The organism is Thermostichus sp. OS-CIW-26, from assembly GCF_054058395.1.
The window spans coordinates 1-18,111 of the sequence record NZ_JBSSAG010000048.1 but is presented as its reverse complement, the minus strand read 5'-3'; the positions used below and the strand labels follow the sequence as shown (position 1 = coordinate 18,111).

Genomic DNA, 18,111 nt, shown 5'->3' with positions numbered 1-18,111 from the left:
TCAAGACAGGTGGCATTCTTGTTCCCATTGTGGGCTAGAACTAGGACGCGACCACCATGCGGCCATCAACATCAAGCACAGGGCGGTGGGGCATCCCGTTCTTTTCGCGTCAGCGGGACGTAGTCCTTAAAGCGCAGGAAATGTCCTTTTCGCGCTAGCGGCGCGGAGCGCTTTGCGTCAGCATGAGTGCGGGAGTATGTCACAACAGCTCAAGTTGGAATAGAACTGTTTCGTCGCGGTATCCATAGCACCCCTCTCCTTTTGGAAGAAGGGCTGGGAGTGAGGGAGAAAGGCTCAAGTCAAAGGCTGCCAATGGCCCGTTTCAGTTGTACCAGGGCACGATTGTAGGCGATTACAGCATTGGAAAGGTTGCCACGGGCAGTGGTGAGGGCAGCTTCAGCATTGATCACCTCGGTTTGGGTGCCCACCCCTGCTTGCAGGCGCAGCCGGGCCAAGCGCAGGCTCTCTTCTGCCGAGGCAATTGCCACTTTGGCCGAGTCGATCTGTTCGCGGCTGGAGCTGAGGGTCAGGAAGGCTTCTTCCACCCCCCGCTGGATTTCGTTGCGGGTGCCGACGAAATCGCTCACGGCCACCTGCCCGTCGATCTGAGCTTGGCGGGCTTGGGCAGCCGCTTCTCCCCCATCGAACCAAGTCAAGCTGAAATTGGCTCCGACCGAATAGCCAACATCAAAGCTATCGCGGCTGGCGTTGAAATCGTTAACGGCATCGAGGCTGGCGAATAAGCCAATTCGGGGGCCATTGCGGGCCTGTGCTAGGCGCACACGGCTTTGGGCCTGCTCCAATTCTCGGCGTCGGCGCTCCAATTCCTGTCGTTGGGCAAAGGCAGCAATGATGGTCTCTTCCAGGCTGAGATCCCACTCCCCCATCGGCTCAATGCGGTCGCTGGCCAACACGTCGGTGGGGCTGGGGAAATTCAGCAGTTCGGCCAGGCGGCGGCGATTCAGTTGTTGGGTGTTTTGAGCCGCCAGCAAGGTTTGTCGATTGTTGGCCAATTCCGTCTCTGCCTGGAGAATCTCAAAGCGGGTACCCAGCCCGGCCCGTTCTCGGGCTTGAGCATCCCGCAGAGTAGCTTCAGAGCTTTCAACGGCAGCTTGGCTGATGGCGACCCTGGCGTCCGCGCTTTGCAGATCGTAGTAGGCGTTGGCCACAGCTTGTTTGACCGTCTGCAGCGTTTGCTCCAGTTGCAGTTGGGCGATGCGCAGAGCTTCCTGGGCCAGCTTCAGGTTTTGCTCCCTGAGGCCACTGTCAAAAGCGGTATACTCCACCCGCACCACACTGGCCGAGAGGGTGTGGGATTCGCGCCTTGGCCCACCACCCGGAGAGGGAGCCTCACTGTACTGGTAGTTGGCACGGCTGGAGAGGGTGGGAGCAAAGGCAGCTTGAGCTAGAGCTACCCCGGCCTCGGCCCGCTCGACGGCCAGTCTGGCCTGCTGCACAGCCGGGTTCTGGGCAACGGCGATCTCCAGAGCTTCTTCCAAAGACAAGCCCTCCCTTCGCTCAATGCGCACCTGCAAGGGGGATTGGGGCACCACCAATTCTTCAGCCTTGGAAGCCCCCTGCAAAGCCAGGTCAGCCGCAGGGGTAGGGTCAGCAGGGTTGGAGGGAATCGATAGGGTGGGGGGGGGTGGGGGGGTGAGGATTTCGCGGCTGTTGGGCAGAGCAAAGGCAGCAGAGCTGGGAGATTCCGGCTGAGCAAGAGCAGGGACAGCCCAGAGCAGGCTCAACAGTAGGCCACAGGGGGCAGAACAGGCAAGGTTCAACTGGGATCCCGCCGAGCCCGTCTGCTGTTGAGGAAGTTGAAGCGGATCCCTGGCTCCATTTTGCATCGCCATCGTGCGGTCATTCTCAACATCACCCCTAGCAGTATCGCAAAATGAAGGACAAAGATAAGACGGTTTTCCGCAGGCTCGCTGGCTGCCCTGTTCGGGCCAGTGGAAGCGAGTCCTCGCATTTGCCCCTGCAACGATGAGGCCGACCTGCGTCTGCCAGGAGCTCCGAGCACGGGCGGGACTCCTCTACACTCAGCAGAGACGCTTGGATTGAGACCGAGTCGATTTAGATTTAGACTCAGTTTAGAATGGTGGGGCCATCTGTCCGTGATGGCGGGGGTGGGTGTTGTGGGCGATGAAAGGGGGCAAGGTGGCAGACTCTCAGAGCACGCCCAAGCAAGGGGAGACCTCTTCCGGTCGGGATCGGGCCTCGCGGCCGAAAAAAAGTAAGCCAAGCCCTTCTGCCCAGTCCGGGGATTTGGGAACCTCAGAAGCAAGAGTGCGGCCAAAACAGGCCGATAGCACTCCGCGCCGTGCGGAGCAGCAGGAGATTTTACAAGATCACCCTTCTGGCTTGAACCCGCCCAAAAATCTCTCTATACTGCAGGGAACTTTATCATTTGCTCCCGCTTCTTCATCTCTCCTTCAATCTATGCGTGCTCCCTCTTCAGGTGACTCGGATCCCATCCTTTCAGAGACTCATGCGGGCTGTTCAGCATCCGAACCGGATCCCAGCACGGAGCGCCATTTGGCTCTGAGGCAGCAACAGCCCTTGGAGAGCCGTCTGCTCAAAGCCGAAGCCGAGCTCCAAGAGCGGCGAGTTCTTCAGGAACAACTGCAGGCTTTGCACCAGAAGGTGGCCGAACAAGAGAAGGCGCTGCAGGAGCGGGAGCATCTCTTGCAACAGTTGCAGCAGACTTTGGCGGCTCAGAAAGTCCAGATCTCGGATCAGGAAGCTCAGCTTGCTGCTCGGCAACGCTTAAATGAACGGCAGCGGCAGGATATCGAGGCCCTGCAGGAGCAGATTGAGCAGCTACGCTTGGCCCACGCTCAGGAGCGCCGTCAATGGGAACAGCGCCAGCAGGAGCTGCAGGCCTCTCTGCTGGAAGCCCAGGATGTGGCGGAAAAGCGGGTGGAAATGCTGCAACGCTTTAAGGCAGAGCTTTCTCTGGCCCGCACTCAAATTGCCGAAACTCAGGCGGAGCTGAGCAGCCTGCGGGCTTTGTACAGCGACCAACAGGCAGCCTGGCAGGAGCAACGGGAACACCTCGAGGCCCGTTTGGCGGGCTATGCCGAGACGGAAGCCGAGGCCGAGCAGCGCTGGCGGGAACAACGGCAAGAGCTAGAAGCAGCCCTGGCCGAAGCCCAAGCTCAATTGGCGGCTTTGCAAGCTCAGCAGGAGCATCTGCGCCAGGGATCCCGGGAGCAGCAGCAGCTTCAACAGCAGTGGCAAGCCCAGGCCGAAGCGCTGCAAGTGGCCCTCTCCCAAGCCCAGGCAGAAGTTACCCGTTGGCAGCAAGAGCACCGCCATCTGCAGGAACAGTACGCCCAAGCCCAGCAGCATCTCTCCGCCATGGAGCGGCAGTTGCAGGCTGCCTTGGAGCAGTTGGCCGCCCAACCCGACTGGCAGCCACAGTTGCGCTCTGCGCAGGCAACCATTCTCCATCTGCAAGAAGAAATTGCAACCTTGTCCACGCAACTGGAGAAGCAAGCAGAGCAGATCAAAGCCCTGCAAGGGGAGCGTGCTGCCCTGTGGGAAGAAAACCGCTCTCTCCGAGAAAAATACGAGCAGCAGCAGATGCATGTGCTGAGCTTGAAGGCGGCTTTGGAACGCAAAGGCTTGGATGTCCCACCTCGGGCCGATACCTCCAGCGCCCTCACGCGAACAGAGTCCCTTGGCCAGGCTCTGTCTCCAACCCCTGCTGCCAAGCCTACAATTCAGCCCCTGGCCCAACCTCTACCGTCTCGGGCAAGCAAGCGGGCGGTCGATCTGCCGAGGTTTCTGCCCCGTCCGTGAGGGATCCCGTGTTGCAGCCTGTTCCTCCCCGCTGGCTGGAAGTGTGGGTGGATCATCCCCATTTGGGGGGTTGCTTTACCTATCGTGTGCCAGAGGGATCCGCGCCAGAAGCGGGCGACCTGCTCAGCGTACCCTTTGGTCAGCAAATGGCGGGGGCAGTGGCCTTGGGTTGGCGCTCCGAGCTGCCGGCAGGGGTGGATCCGCAGTCGGTGCGGGAGATCGAGGCGGTGGTGGCCAAAGGGATCCTGCCCAAAGAATTCTGGCCCCTGCTGCAGCGGGTGGCCGACTATTACCTCACCCCTCTGGCCCAGGTGGTGCGCACGGTATTGCCCCCCGGCTTGCTCAGCCGTTCTCAGCGGCGTGTCCGCTTGCTCAGGCTCCCTGCCGAAGGGGAGGAATGTTCGCCGGCTGCCCAAACCCTGCTGCAGCTGCTTCAGGCCAAAGGGGGAGAGCTGTCTTGGCGCTATGTGCAACAGCAGGTGCCCACTGCCGCCCTCGCCCTGCGGGAACTGCAGCGACGGGGTTGGGTGGAGAGCTTTTGGCAGGAGCAACAGGGGGGCAGGGTGAAAACCCAGCTGGCCGCCAGTCTGGCCGACGACTCCCCAGAGGGGCTGAGCCTCCCTCAGCAGAAGGCGCTGCAGATCCTCAAGCAGAAGGGGGGAGAGCTGCTGCTCGCCGAGTGGGAGCGCCTGGCAGGAGTGAGCCGAGCGGTTCTGCAGGGGTTGGCCCGCAAAGGCCGTGTCCACCTCTACGAGCGCCCACTGCTGCGGCTGGGAGATGCCAGCCTGCCGGGGTGGCGGGATCCGCCCAGGCCCTTGACGGCCGCCCAGGCCCAGGCGGTAGAGGCGATCCGGCAAGCTTTGGGCCGGTTCCAGCGGTTTTTACTGCACGGGGTCACCGGTTCTGGGAAAACGGAAGTGTACCTGCAGGTGATCGCCCAGGTGCTGCAGCAAGGACGGTCGGCGCTGGTGCTGGTGCCCGAGATCGGCCTTACCCCGCAACTGATGGATCGGTTTCGGGCGCGGCTGGGATCCCAGGTGTGGGCCTACCACAGCGGCCTCTCCGAGGGCGAGCGCTACGACACCTGGCGGCAGATGCTGTCCTCCACCCCCCAAGTGGTGATCGGCACCCGCTCGGCGGTGTTTGCCCCCTTGTCCAAGCTGGGCCTGATCGTCTTGGACGAAGAGCACGACGACAGCTTCAAGCAGGATCAGCCCCAGCCCTGCTACCACGCCCGTCAGGTGGCCGAGTGGCGGGCCGAGCTGGCCGGTTGTCCCCTGGTCCTGGGCAGTGCAACCCCAGCGGTGGAAACCTATGCCGCCCATCTGCAGGATCCGCAGCGGTGGATCCGGCTGGCCCTGCCGCAGCGCATCCCCCAAGCTGGGATCCCGGCCACCCTGCCCCAACTGGAGCTGGTGGACATGCGCCAGGAGCTCCAAGCCGGCAACCGCAGCATCCTCAGCCGCCGTCTACACCAGGCCCTGCAGCAGACGCTGGACAGAGGGGAACAGGCCATTCTCTTTGTCCCCCGCCGCGGCCACAGCACCTTCGTCTTGTGCCGTAGCTGCGGGTTTGTCCTCACCTGCGAGCATTGTGATGTTTCTCTCACCTTTCATCTGGCCCATCTCGGCGGGCAGGAACTGCGCTGCCACTACTGCGGCGCCCGCCAACCCCATCCGCAGCGCTGCCCCGCCTGTGGATCCCCCTACCTCAAGCACTTCGGCACCGGCACCCAAAAAGTGGTGGAAGTGTTGCACCAGCATTGGCCGCAGCTCTCAATTTTGCGCTACGACAGCGACGCCACCCGCCGCAAGGGATCCCATCGCGATTTGCTGGAGCAGTTTCGCAGCGGCAAGGCCCAGGTGCTGGTGGGCACGCAAATGCTCACCAAAGGGCTGGACATACCCCAGGTAACCTTGGTGGGCGTGATGGCCGCCGATGGGCTGTTGCACCAAGCCGACTATCGCGCTGGCGAGCGCAGCTTTCAACTGCTCACCCAGGTGGCAGGGCGCTCGGGCCGGGGATCCCTGCCGGGACAGGCGATTATCCAGACCTATCTGCCGGAGCACCCAATTTTGAGGGCGGTGCTGGCCCAAGATTACGAGGGCTTCTTGCGGGCAGAACTGCAACAACGGCAAGAGGGGGGCTATCCTCCCCATCGAGCCTTGATTTTGATCCGCTTGAGCAGCACCCGCCTGGAAGCCCTGGAGCGCTACTGCTATCGGGTGGCCGAACGCCTACAGGGGATCCCAGCAGAGGTGTTGGGGCCGGGGCCAGCTCAGGTGGAGCGGGTTGCCGGACGCTACCGCTGGCAGATCCTGCTGAAGCAACTGCCCGACCAAGATTGGGATCGCCCGAAGCTGGCTGCGCAGATCCAGGCCGCCATTGGCCATCCCCCCCAAGGGATCCGCGTCAGCATAGATGTGGACCCCCTGCGGATTCTCTAGGGGCGGTCGGCGAAAGCAGAGAGCCCAGAGATCTAGAGAGATCTTGAGGTAGTCTAGTTTCGGGGCCACCCGTATCCAACTCAACTCTGGCAAAGCATGGCTGAAAACCGGACTGGTGCGTTTATCGGTGGGCTGTTGCTGGGAACTGCTGTGGGCACCGCCATCGGCCTGCTCTTGGCTCCCCGCAGCGGACGGGAAACGCGGCGACTGCTGAAGAAATCGGCAGAGGCCCTGCCAGAGGTAGCAGAAGATGTGACCAGCAGTCTGCAATATCAATCGGAAAAGTTGTTCGACGCTGCCCAACGCAGTTTGGATGAGGCTCTGCTGCGGCTGCAGCAGGCAGTGGCGGTGGGCAAAGAAGCCATGTTGCAGAAGCGAAGGGAGCTGCTCCAAGCCCAGAACTCGCGTCCCTTTGGCGGGGAAGAAGCTGACCTAGAAGCTCGGGATGGGGAGGAGGCGGCGGGATGAACGACCCGGTCTTTTGGCTCGGCCTCTCGGTAGGCCTGGTAGCAGTGGGCATTTTGGCAGTGATCCTGACCCTACTACCTGCCGTCATTCAACTGGGTCGAGCTGCCCAGAGCGTGGAGCGCTTTTTCGACACGCTGCTGCGGGAATTGCCGCCCACGCTGGAGGCCCTGCGCCTGACCAGCCTGGAAGTGAGCGAGATTGCCGACAGCCTCGACGAAGGGGTGAAAGGGGCTGGGCAAGTGGTGAAGCAGGTCAACCGCTCCATCGAAGGAGCACGCACCCAAGCCCAGGGCGCCCAAGTCAATATCCGCAGCTTTTGGGCAGGGGTACGGGCAGCCTGGCAGACGCTGTCCGGCGAAGTGCCCCCCACCACTGGCGCGATTCACAACCCGCGGCTGCGCCCATCCGACCCATCCAACCGTTCTTTCTCCGCTGCTTCATCAACACTTCCCCTGGGAGGTGACCGCCCTTTTGCCGGCGGAGCCACACCAGAGGGATCCCAGCCCGATGCCCAATCTTCCCGACCGGACATCGCCAATCCCTAGGCGTTCCTCAGGATCTTCTGAAAGACAGGCGTAGGAGGCTGGGGCTCTTGCCCGGGGGGAAGCTGGCCCCAAGTCGCATCGGGATCCCAGCGCAGTTGCAGGGTGTCGGTGAGGGAGAACCCCAGTTGCTGCAGGATCTTGAGGCTGAGAGCGGGAATGAGGGGCGAGAGCAGCACTGCCACCCAGCGCACACTTTCCAAAACGGCGTAGAGAATCTGGGCCACCCGTTCGTTTTGCCCTTGCTTGTGCAGCGTCCAAGGAGCCTGCTCATCAAGGTATTTGTTGCTGGCCTGGGCTAAGCTGAGGGCTTTGCGGGCAGCAGAGCTGGGATCCATCGCCTCGTAGGCCGCGGCCACCAGAGGGGCAAGGGTCTCGGCCAAGGTTTTGAGAGGGTGGTCAGCCGGGATCCCGACGGCGGGAACGCGGTAGTCGGATTGATATTTCCTGAGCATGTTGAGGGTGCGGTTGAGCAGATTGCCCAGATCGTTGGCCAGATCGGCGTTGAGCACGTCAACGAAGCGGCCCTCGCTGAAATCGCCATCCTTGCCCAGCTCGATTTCCGTCAGAAAGTAGTAGCGCACGGCATCGGCGCCGTATTGCTGCACCAGCTCAAAGGGATCCACCGTGTTCCCCAAGCTTTTGCTCATCTTGAGGCCATCTTTGGTGAGAAAGCCGTGGCCAAAGATTTGTTTGGGCAGAGGCAGACCTGCGGACATGAGCATGGCCGGCCAGTAAATGGCGTGGAAGCGGACAATATCCTTGCCCACCAGGTGGACATCCGCAGGCCAGTAGCGGCGTAGGGCATTTGCCAAGGTGGGCTCGTCGTCAGGATCCAGAGCGGCACTGATGTAGTTGATCAGGGCGTCAAACCAGACGTAGAGGGTTTGGCCGGGATCCGCCGGAAAAGGGATCCCCCAGGAGACGCTGGGGCGAGAAATGGAAAAATCCCGCAGGCCCTGCTTGACAAAGTTGATCACCTCATTGCGGCGGCTTTCTGGTTGGATAAACTCCGGCTGCTCGGCATAGAGGGCTTCCAGCTTTTCCTGGTAGCGGGAGAGGCGAAAAAAGTAGTTTTCTTCATCTTTCCACTCCACTTTCTTGGTGGGGTGCAGAGGGCAAAACCCACCTTCTAGCAGCTCCGCCTCGTCTTTAAACTCTTCGCAGGCAACGCAGTACCACCCCTGCTGCCGCCCAACGAAAATATCCCCCTGATCCCAGACCCGCTGAAAAAACTCCCGCACAATGGCCTTGTGGCGGGGATCCGTGGTGCGGATAAAGCGGTCGTAGCGGATGTCTAGCAACTGCCAAAGCTGGGCAAACTGAGCCGCAATCTCGTCACAGTGCTGCTGCGGCGGAACGCCCCGTTCTTCGGCGGTACGCTGGATCTTCTGGCCGTGCTCGTCGGTTCCCGTCACCATCAGCACATCCTTGCCCCGCAGGCGATGGTAACGGGCAATGGCATCCGCCACCAGGGTGGTGTAGGCGCTGCCGATGTGGGGAGCGGCGTTGACGTAGTAGATGGGGGTGGTGATGACAAAGGTGGAATCCGGCATGAGCATCCCCAAGGCTTTCTCCCATGATAGAGGTTGCGGGAAAGTCCAAAAGGCCAAGCTGTAGCGTGGGTGTGGAGAGGTCATTCGATGAAACTTCAGGTCAACCTTCCGGGGTGGAGCAGGGTAGCCTTGGGAGTAGGGATCCTGGGCGCCGGAGCGGCTCTGGCCCAGCCCTTGCCGGAAACCCGCATCCCCTGTGAGATCTTCATTGCCGGGGGTGGGCTGGGGGGGGTGGCGGCGGCCTATGACGCGCTGCAACTGGGCCGGCAGGTGTGCATGACGGAGATCACCGATTGGATCGGGGGGCAGGTGAGCGCCCAGGGAGTCTCCGCTTTGGACGAGCGACCCCTGCAACGAGAAAATGACATCTTCCCCAAAGGCTACAGCGAGTTTCGCCGGCGGGTACGGGAAAAATACGGCGGGGATCCCAATCCGGGCAAATGCTGGGTGAGCGTGCTCTGCTTTTCCCCTCAGGTGGGCCACCAGGTGATTCGGGAGATGTTGGATCCCTATCTGCAGTCGGGGCAGTTGCGGCTATTTACGGAGACGGTGGTCAAAGACTTGGAGATTGCGGATTACCAGATCCGCAGTGTGCAGGCCATTCGCAACATCCCCAAACACGCCGGCGTCCAGCCAGAGAATCGAGGGGATCTCTCCAGCTACTTTCTCGATTTTTATCGTCTAGAACCCACCGAGGACTGGGACAAGGAGATCCTGCGCTTTGAGCCGCCGCCAGAACGCCAAGACAAAACCCTGCCCTGGGTGGTGATCGACGCTACTGAAACCGGCGAGCTGCTGCCCCTGGCGCGGGTGCCCTACCGCCTGGGAACCGATGGCCAAAGCCGCTGGGAACCCAGCTCCAAGCCCTATGTGGATCCCTACTGTACCCAGGGCTTCACCTACACCTTTGTCATGGAGCGCTTCCCCGTGCCGCAGGTGCCGGTCAAGCCGAAGTTCTACAACGATCCCCTGCACGGCCCCTACTACAGTTACGAACACCCTCGCTTCAACTTTGCGCTGATCTTCACCTACCGCCGCATCCGGGGGCAGGTGTTCGGCTTTGGGGAAGAGGCCATTCGGGTGGGGGATCAGTCAATGCAAAACTGGACTTGGGGCAACGACTGGCGCATCACAGGGCCGGATAAGAATTTCATCCTCACCCACGAGCAGTTGCAGGCTTCAGGCCAGTTGGATCCCGGCGGCTGGATGGGGGGCTTGCGGGTGGAAGCCCTGCGGCGAGCTGAGCAGCATGCTAAGGGCTTTTTCTACTGGCTGGTGGCGGGAAGGACGGATTTTCTCCTGCAACAGGAGGATCCCAATTTTCAAAAAGACTTCTACTTGCGCTATGCCTACCTACGGGGGCCCAATACCCCCATGGGAACTGCCAGCGGCCTCTCCAAGTACCCTTATATCCGCGAGTCGCGGCGCATCATTGGTCGGCCCAGCCTCTCCCACCCAGAAGGATTTACCATCTACGAGTCGGACATCACCACACGGGAATCGGAGCTAAACCGCGGGCGGCCCTTCATCTTCTACGACTCGGTGGGGGTGGGCCAGTACCCCATCGACTTTCACGATTGCCTGCTGCCGGGTTTTTCCCTGCCCCCCAGCAACAACAAAGACGCGCAGGCCCCCAGCTACCCTTACCAGATCCCCCTGCGGGCTCTGATCCCCCAGCGCATTGACAATCTGCTAGCCGGCAACAAAAATATCGCCACCAGCCGCATTGCCAGTGCCTCCTACCGGGTGCATCCGGTGGAATGGGCCATTGGCACCGCCGCCGGCCACACGGCCCACTTTGCCCTAGAACGGGATCTGATCCCGGCGGCGATCGTGGAGGAGCCGCTTTTGGATTTGCGGCTGTTGCCAGCTCTCCAGGCCCAAATCCAGAGCTTGGGCAACCCCATTCAATTTCCTGGCACCACCATTACCGCCACCGATTGGGCCCAATCCCGCTAGCCTAGAAAGGCAGGGTTGGGAGTTGACCGGTGGATCCCGTTGGGGTTGGACTTGTGGGCTGGGAGATGCTTCGCCCCTCTTTATGGGCCGCCACGGCTCTGTGGGGCTTAGGGCTAATGTGGGGGTTTTCGCCGCTGCATCACAAGCTGCAGGAGAGCTGGGAAAAGCAATTGCTATGGGATCCCAGTGGAGCTTTGGCTTCCTTGCTGAGCACCCTTCCCTTTTTGCTGGCAGCAGGCTTGGTGGTAGCCCTGACGGAGATCTCCTTGGGCAAAAGCTGGGCCGTCTCCTGCGGCCTGATCGCCTGCGTCGGCGGAGGCCTCTATGAACTGGGCCGGCGGGACAATGCCAGGTAACTCAAGCGCTCCGTGTTGTTAACGCAACTACCCCCAGTCTCCTCCCCTAGGGAGCGGATAAGCAACGCCAAGTTAGAGCGGCTTCAAGCGATGACCCCCCTCCAAGAAGCAGCAGAAGCAGCGGCCAAGCTGCTGGTATTCCGGGACATCTGCACCCACCCCCTAGCCCTAGCCTGGCAGGAGCTAATCCAGCAGTTGATGAGTGGGGATCCCTTGCCGTGCTGGAGGGCCTACGGGCGCTGGTTTGAGCTTTTGGCCCGGCAGGGCCTGAGCTGGCGGCAATGGCTGATCCGGGAGATCCGCTGGGCCGATAACCCCTTTGCCCGTGCAGCGCTGCAGCCCCAAGGGATCCCAGAGCCTCTGATGCAGGCTGCCCGCCACGACCTGCGCTGTCTGCAAACCCTAGCGGACAGTCAGGAGACCATTGCCGAGCAGATGCAGGCGTTGGGGTTGGGGATCCCCTGGCCCGATGGGGAAACCGATAGCGCTGGCTGGGATCCCCGCTCTTTTGCCGATTGGGGCCTGAGCCTGGAGGACTTGATTGCCCACTATCGCCAAAGGGGGGTAGGGCTCTGTGGTCGCTACTGGGCCTTTCGCTGGGGGCCAGCAGGGCTAGAAGGGATCCCTGCTCCCGATCTGTCTGACTGGGAGGAGATCTACGGCTACGAACGGCAGAAACAGCAGTTGGCGGCCAACACCGAAGCCCTGCTGCGGGGGGATCCGGCCCTGCATGTGTTGCTCTACGGGGCGCGGGGTACGGGCAAGTCTTCCCTGGTGAAGGCCTTGTTGCGCCGCTACGGCCCGCAGGGGTTGCGCCTATTGGAGCTGCGACGAACTGACTTGGTTCAGTTGCCGGAAATTTTGGCAGAGCTGCGGGCGCAGGTGTTGCCTTTTATCTTGTTTGTGGACGATCTCTCCTTTGAGGCAGAGGAAACCGAGTTTAAGCAGCTCAAGGTGCTCCTGGAGGGGGATCTCGTTGCGCCGCCCCCCAACGTGCGCCTTTATGCCACCAGCAACCGCCGCCATCTCATCCGCGAGTTTTTTGGCGACCGTCCCAATCCCCAAGATCAAGAAGTCCACGCCTGGGATACCGTACAGGAAAAGCTGTCGCTGCGGGATCGCTTCGGCCTCACCCTCACCTTCACCCCCTTCACCCAGGGAGATTACCTGGCAACCGTAGAACACTTGGCCCAGCGGCTGGGTTTCACCCAATCTCTGGATGCCCTGCGCCGCCAGGCCTTAATCTGGGCCCAACAGCAAAACGGCTTTTCCGGTCGCACTGCCCGCCAGTTCTTGGATGCCGTTCGGGCAGGGCTGGTGAAGGACAGCGATGGACTATAGAAGCGATAGAAGCCATGGTCGCATCAGCGTTGGGTAGCAACCTCGATCCGGCCAATCTGGATCAGACGGAAGCAAGCCGAGGCTTGGCCCGCCTGGGGATCGATGTGGGGGGCACCTTTACCGATCTGGTGCTCTTGCAGGATGGCCAGATGCAGACGGCGAAGGTGCTGTCTACCCCCAGCCCTGAGGAGGGAGTCTTTGCGGCGCTGGACAAGCTGGGGGCGCTCCAAGGAGAGCTCCGGGTTGACCTGTTCTGCCATGGCATGACGGTGGCCACCAACGCGCTGCTGGAGCGCAAGGGATCCCCAACCCTCTTTCTAACCACGGCGGGCTTTCGAGATGTGCTGGCCATTGCCCGCCAAAACCGCCCCTCTCTGTATGACCTGACCCAGCCCAAGCCGGAGCCGGTGGTGCCCCGCCACCACTGCCTGGAGGTGAAGGAGCGCTGCAGCGCAGGCGGAGTGTTGGAGCCGCTCACCGATGCCGAAATCCAGCGAGTGGTGCAGGAGGTGGGGGAACGGGTGCAGCGGGACGGGATCCGCGCCATTGGGGTGGGGTTCTTGTTTTCTTTTCTCTACCCAGAGCACGAACAGCGGCTGGGGACGGCCTTGCGACAGGCCTTTCCCGATCTGCACCTTTCCCTCTCTTGCGAGGTGGCACCGGAGTTCCGCGAATACGAGCGCTTCAGCACCACCGCCATCGATGCCTACCTCAGCCCGGCACTGGCGGGCTACCTGCACCGCTTGGCCCAAGGATGTCGGGAGCGAGGGATCCCCCAGCCCTTGATCATGCAGTCTTCCGGCGGGGTGACCTCCATCCCTCAGGCGGCGGCCCATGCTTCGGTGGCTTTGCTCTCAGGGCCGGCAGGCGGAGTTTACGGGGCGGCCTATCTGGGTCGGCTGAGTGGCTACCCCCACTTGCTCAGCTTCGATATGGGGGGAACCAGCACAGATGTGGCCTTGATCCAAGATGGGATCCCCCAGGTTACTCCCGCAGCGGTGGTGTGTGGCTTGCCCGTGCAACAGCCCCAAATTGACATCCACACCGTCAGTGCCGGCGGCGGATCCCTGGCCTATTTGCTGCCCGGCGGTGGGCTCCAGGTGGGGCCAGAGAGTGCCGGATCCAACCCTGGGCCGGCCTGCTACGGTCGGGGGGGAACAGCTCCGACGGTTACTGATGCCAACCTCTGGCTGGGGTACCTGCCGGATGGCGGGCGGCTGGGCAACTCGGTGCAGCTACGGCGGGAGCTGGCGGAACAGGCTATTGCCACGCTGGCGGATCCCTTGGGTTTGAGCTTGCAGGAAACTGCCGTTGGCATTCGCACCTTGGCCAACGTCGCTATGTCGCGGGCCTTGCGGGTGATCAGCGTGGAGCGGGGTTTGGATCCCGCCGATTTTGCCCTGTTGGCCTTCGGCGGAGCCGGGCCCATGCATGCCTGTGCTTTGGCAGAAGAGCTGGGCATCCGCACGATCTTGATCCCGGCTGCCTGTGGGGTGCTCTCGGCGCTGGGAATGGCTTTGGCAGATCTGCGGCGAGACTATCGGCGGGCCATCCTCCAATCTCTGCGGCAGCTCACGTCCGCTTCAGGGGGATCCCTGCTGGCTCAATGGGCAGAACCCCTGATCCGCCAGGCGAGAGCCGATCTGCAGGATCCGGCGCTGCACTTCAGCTTGGACTTGCGCTATCGCGGCCAGTCTTTTGAGTTGGAGATCCCGGTGCAGTTGTCAGATCCGATTCCTCATCTGGAGCAACAGTTTCACCAGGCCCACCGACAACGCTATGGATGGCAGGATTTGGCCCAGCCGGTGGAGGTGATTCAGTTGCGTCTACAGGCGGTGCAGGCCCTACCCACCGTGCCTTTGACTGCACCCCACCCTTTGCCAGGGGATCCCCTCAAGGGTCGGCGAGAGGCATGGTTTGGGGGCAGGATGCGCCTGGTGCCGGTTTACGATCGGCAGCGCATGGGTGTGGGGTTTCAACTGCGCGGGCCGGCAATTGTCGAGATGCCGGAGGCAACTGCGGTGATCGAAGCCGATTGGACGGGGGTCATTGACGAAGTGGGAACCCTAATCTTGAGCTGTGTTCGCGATAGCGGAACAAAGTCCTGGTAAGTCCATCCGCAAGCAGAGCGTCATGGTCATTTCGATTCAAACTAGGATACTGTGCCCACACCCAAAACGTTGCTCGCGTCGGCGTTGCGGAGCAATAATGCAGGGGGCCAGAAGCTCACCCTAACCTGAAAGACCACAGCAGAGTTTGTTTTGAGAGGGAGAGCCAGGGGCTGCAGATTGCCTTGACGACTCCCTTCACGATTTTTGCGTCCAGATGGGGTGTTGCTTGTTTTCATTGGGCAGGGTCTAGATAGATGGACTGGCCTCTGCAGCCCTTGCCCTGACTGGATTTTCGCGATTTCCCTCAAGGGCGGACGATGGGACTCGAACCCACGAATGGAGGATCCACAATCCTCTGCCTTAACCGCTTGGCTACGCCCGCCGTGATTCCGGCTATCTAGCTTAGCATGGGAAAAACGGGACTGAACCACAGAGGTCGAAGCACCCCAAATGCTACCCAGAGCCGATTTGTTGCAAGGGGCAGAGCATCGAGAAACCTTGGCACGGGTCTTGGATTTGGGAGAGCAAGCCCTCAAGACCTGGCAAGTGGTCTGGAGCGACTTCCTCTCGCCACCGGAAATAGCAGAGGTGCAAGCTCGGCTGTGCAACTTGACCGAACTGCAAGTGGGGGCCTGGGGAGGGTACCCCCAAGCAGAACGCCAACGCATAGCCCTGGCCCGCTCTGAGGTGGGTCTGGATGTCCGGGATCCCAAGCCCGACCAAGAAGGGATCCCATTGGCCGCCATTCAGATTCAAGGCAACTTTCTCTTCGACCCGGCCACCCACCGCGATTTTCTGGGAGCCCTGTTGGCGTCCGGCATCGCCCGCGAGAAAGTGGGAGACATCCTTGTGTTGGGAGACTCAGGCGCCCAGGCCATCGTTGTGCCCGAAATGGTGGACTACCTCACCCTAAACCTGACTCAGGTGCGCACAGTGCCTGTCAAAGTAGGCCGGATCCCCCTGAGCCAGTTGAACATTCAACCCCCCCGCGTCAAATCCATCACCAGCGTGGAAGCCTCTTTGCGCCTGGATGCGGTAGCCTCAGCTGGGTTTGGCATCTCCCGCAGCAAAATGGTGGAAGAAATCCAACGGGGGGAAGTGCGGGTCAACTGGAAGCCCATTACCCAAGCCAGCTACACCGTTGGCCCTCAGGATTGGATTGCCATTCGCGGTCGGGGTCGGCTGCAAATCGAAGAGGTAGCCGAAACGAAAAAAGGCCGCTTTCGAGTGCAAATGAGGCGGTATCTCTAGATTTTTTCCTGTCTGAGTTTGGGGAGATCGTTACCTCCAGGAAAATGCTCTAGAAAAAAGAGAAAAAGGCCCAGGGATAAAGCAAATACTCCAAGTAAAACAACTTCCAGATCAGTTGATAATAGCCAACAATCGCCTCCCGACGGCTGAGATCCAGATGGACACCATAGCCCAAGAGGATCCCCAGCCCCAACACATGGCTCACCAACAGCCAGAGGCCGTTGCCCGCAAGGAGAAAGGAGATTCCCACCCCGATAAATCCCAGATAGCAAAAGGCCAAAATGCCGATACAAAACCTTGAGATCCGCTCTGGCCCAAAGCGCAGCGAGAAGGTGGCAATGGCAAACTGGCGATCCCCCTCCATGTCGGGAATATCTTTGAAAAGGGCGATCACCAGCCCAAAAATCGACATAAACCCCGTCAGCCAAACAATCGCAGCCGAAAGCTCGACCCTTCCCTGCATCACCTGCTGAAAATGGCTGTAAAGGCCCAAATTGACGATCAAACCCCGCACGCTGTAGATGCAAGCCGAGGCTGCCAGCGGAAAACGCTTCAACCGCAAGGGGGGCAGCGAATAGGCCGTGCCGATCCCATTGCTCAAAAGCACCGTCAGCAGCAGGTAGGGGATCCCAGCCATGGCCAGCAGGACGGACGCCACCCCACAACCCACGACGATCCCCACCCCCTGTCGCCAACCCAGGGATCCAGCAGCTAAGGGCAAATGGGGCTTGTTGATGCGGTCGATTTCAACATCCGTCAGTTGATTCAAGCCGACGATGTAGACATTGGCCGCCAAACAGGCTGCCCAAGCCCAGACCAGGTGGGGTAGTGCGGAGAGAACCGGTTGCAGGGATCCGGCAGCCACAAACCCCGCCAACAGGTAGAGGCCCACCACGCTGGCGCTGGTGCCGTAGACGGTGTGGGGTCGAGCAAAACGCCAGAGAACTTGTGGGCGCAAATCAAAAAAGCTAGGGAGAGTCTTCCAGGAGAGAAGCTAGGGCTGCCCAGCGGGGATCCGCCGTTGGTGCTGTAGCTTCCACCGCAATGCCCGGACAATCGGGACGGCAGGGCAACTGGCGGGGCATCTCCAAATGCAGGTGCTGGTACATCCAGTCTTCGACATCCAGCTCACCATTGGGGGGCAGGCTCTCCAGCAGATCTTCTTCGTCTTGCAATTCCAGCTCCAAGGGGAGAGGTTCGGGATCCCGAATCAAAATGATCTCCTCAACCTCCAGGTGCAGCCGGTGGTTGAACTGCTGGAGGCAGCGGTGGCAGGTGAGGGTGACAATGGTACGAGCTTCAGCACTCACTTCGAGAAAATGGCCCCGATGGCTGACTTCCAGGGATCCCTCCACAGGGGTCAAACTCTCAAAGCCCGAAAAAAACTGCCTAAACTGCAATTCTTGGGTTTGATCCGGCATCTGCCGCAGATCCGATAGACGAATTGGCCTCAGCATGGCACCCCCCTTCACGCGTTTTGGGTAGCAGGGATCCCTGTCGTCACCGTAGCAAGAGGGCCAACTTGTTCCCAGCCCTCTGCCCACTCTCAAGATGGGGAAGCTGCCCGACGGATAACCAAGCGCCGGTCAGGCTCTTTGCCACGGCTGAAAGTTTCCAGATCGGCATAGGCAGGGTCATTCAAGAGAGTATGAATTTGCCGACGCTCGGCAGCCGAGAGATCGGGAAACTCGTATTCCCGGCCAGTGGCCCTCACCTTTTCCACAGCAGCGGCAACCAAAACCTTCAGCTCCTGCAAACGCCGCTGCCGATAGCCGTCCAAATCCAAAATGTAGGGCTGCTGCTGGTCTTCCGGCTGGTTCAGGTTGAGAAGGGTGTTGGCCAGGTACTGCAACGCATCCAGCACCACGGGGGAGCGATCCTCCTCTTGAGGGGAATCTCTGGAAGATGGAGAGGGCAAGGGGGGGGCTTTCGCCAACAGCAGCCGCTTCTGAGCTGGGGTCAAAGAAGACGCCTCGATTTCCAGCACCTCCCCCACCACCCGCACCGCCGCTGGGATCCCCATAGCCGCCAGCACCTGCTGTAACCACTGCCTGGCTCGCTCTTGATTGGCCGCAAAGGTGGACTTGTTTGGCGAAGGGGCAACGGTTCCCTCAGATTTCTTAGCAGCAGATCCCGTAGAAGACTTAGGACGGCTCATCCTGGGCAGCTTCCAACTTTGAAGAGCATGACTCTAGTCAATAATAAGCTCAACTATACTGAAAATAATGTATAATATGTTCAGTACGGATTACTACCAGTTGATCTTTCTGTTT

General features: G+C 60.8%; 15 protein-coding genes and 1 tRNA gene. 10 read left to right on the top strand and 6 right to left on the bottom strand.

Annotated features, from left to right (window positions below):
• Positions 1–130 (top strand): zinc ribbon domain-containing protein (locus tag ACVW0C_RS13370; RefSeq protein ID WP_457385880.1); only part of this gene is annotated, 130 nt, incomplete at its 5' end.
• A gap of 169 nt (positions 131–299) precedes the next feature.
• Here the strand turns inward: ACVW0C_RS13370 and ACVW0C_RS13365 are convergent.
• Positions 300–1,853: a TolC family protein gene (locus tag ACVW0C_RS13365; RefSeq protein WP_457385878.1), complete on the bottom strand. Its 1,554-nt coding sequence runs from the start codon at positions 1,851–1,853 to the stop codon at positions 300–302.
• A gap of 685 nt (positions 1,854–2,538) precedes the next feature.
• Here ACVW0C_RS13365 and ACVW0C_RS13360 point away from each other — a divergent pair.
• The 4 genes from ACVW0C_RS13360 to ACVW0C_RS13345 all read left to right on the top strand — a co-directional run bounded on the left by ACVW0C_RS13360 (position 2,539) and on the right by ACVW0C_RS13345 (position 7,267).
• Entirely contained in the window at positions 2,539–3,807 is a 1,269-nt protein-coding gene (locus tag ACVW0C_RS13360) for a coiled-coil domain-containing protein (protein ID WP_414357360.1), read from the top strand.
• 8 nt (positions 3,808–3,815) lie between these two features.
• Positions 3,816–6,254, top strand: coding sequence for a primosomal protein N' (gene priA, locus ACVW0C_RS13355; RefSeq protein WP_457385876.1), 2,439 nt, complete (start codon positions 3,816–3,818; stop codon positions 6,252–6,254).
• A 96-nt stretch (positions 6,255–6,350) separates the two neighbouring features.
• Positions 6,351–6,722, top strand: a complete 372-nt coding sequence (locus tag ACVW0C_RS13350; RefSeq protein WP_011433806.1) for a YtxH domain-containing protein — start codon at positions 6,351–6,353, stop codon at positions 6,720–6,722.
• Positions 6,719–7,267, top strand: a complete 549-nt coding sequence (locus ACVW0C_RS13345; RefSeq protein WP_457385874.1) for a hypothetical protein — start codon at positions 6,719–6,721, stop codon at positions 7,265–7,267. The genes ACVW0C_RS13350 and ACVW0C_RS13345 overlap by 4 nt, the downstream gene beginning before the upstream one ends.
• Here ACVW0C_RS13345 and metG read toward each other — a convergent pair.
• Positions 7,264–8,820, bottom strand: a complete 1,557-nt coding sequence (gene metG / locus ACVW0C_RS13340) for a methionine--tRNA ligase (protein ID WP_457385872.1) — start codon at positions 8,818–8,820, stop codon at positions 7,264–7,266. The two genes, ACVW0C_RS13345 and metG, sit on opposite strands and share 4 nt — an antisense overlap.
• Positions 8,821–8,907: 87 nt before the next feature.
• Between metG and ACVW0C_RS13335 the strand changes: the two genes are divergently transcribed.
• The 4 genes from ACVW0C_RS13335 (at position 8,908) to ACVW0C_RS13320 (ending at position 14,587) form a co-directional block, all read left to right on the top strand.
• Positions 8,908–10,779 carry an FAD-dependent oxidoreductase gene (locus ACVW0C_RS13335; RefSeq protein ID WP_457385870.1) on the top strand — a complete coding sequence of 624 codons (1,872 nt, stop codon included), beginning with the start codon at positions 8,908–8,910 and terminating at the stop codon, positions 10,777–10,779.
• Between the two features lie 65 nt (positions 10,780–10,844).
• Positions 10,845–11,135: a hypothetical protein gene (locus tag ACVW0C_RS13330; protein ID WP_457385869.1), complete on the top strand. Its 291-nt coding sequence runs from the start codon at positions 10,845–10,847 to the stop codon at positions 11,133–11,135.
• Positions 11,136–11,225: 90 nt separating this feature from the next.
• On the top strand, positions 11,226–12,476 hold the full coding sequence (locus ACVW0C_RS13325) for a DUF815 domain-containing protein (protein ID WP_457385867.1): 1,251 nt from the start codon (positions 11,226–11,228) through the stop codon (positions 12,474–12,476).
• Between the two features lie 14 nt (positions 12,477–12,490).
• Entirely contained in the window at positions 12,491–14,587 is a 2,097-nt protein-coding gene (locus ACVW0C_RS13320; protein ID WP_457385865.1) for a hydantoinase/oxoprolinase family protein, read from the top strand.
• A 309-nt stretch (positions 14,588–14,896) separates the two neighbouring features.
• Here ACVW0C_RS13320 and ACVW0C_RS13315 read toward each other — a convergent pair.
• Positions 14,897–14,969, bottom strand: a tRNA-His gene (locus tag ACVW0C_RS13315).
• A 68-nt stretch (positions 14,970–15,037) separates the two neighbouring features.
• Between ACVW0C_RS13315 and ACVW0C_RS13310 the strand changes: the two genes are divergently transcribed.
• Entirely contained in the window at positions 15,038–15,838 is an 801-nt protein-coding gene (locus ACVW0C_RS13310; RefSeq protein WP_457385863.1) for a photosystem II S4 domain protein, read from the top strand.
• A gap of 49 nt (positions 15,839–15,887) precedes the next feature.
• Here the strand turns inward: ACVW0C_RS13310 and ACVW0C_RS13305 are convergent, their stop codons facing one another.
• From ACVW0C_RS13305 to ACVW0C_RS13295, 3 genes are all read right to left on the bottom strand, one after another.
• Entirely contained in the window at positions 15,888–16,796 is a 909-nt protein-coding gene (locus ACVW0C_RS13305; RefSeq protein WP_457385861.1) for a homogentisate phytyltransferase, read from the bottom strand.
• A gap of 10 nt (positions 16,797–16,806) precedes the next feature.
• Positions 16,807–17,295: a YceD family protein gene (locus tag ACVW0C_RS13300; RefSeq protein ID WP_011433815.1), complete on the bottom strand. Its 489-nt coding sequence runs from the start codon at positions 17,293–17,295 to the stop codon at positions 16,807–16,809.
• Positions 17,296–17,384: 89 nt separating this feature from the next.
• Positions 17,385–17,996 (bottom strand): Jag family protein, encoded by a 612-nt coding sequence (locus ACVW0C_RS13295; RefSeq protein WP_457385859.1) that lies wholly within the window; start codon positions 17,994–17,996, stop codon positions 17,385–17,387.
• Between the last annotated feature and the right edge of the window lie 115 nt (positions 17,997–18,111).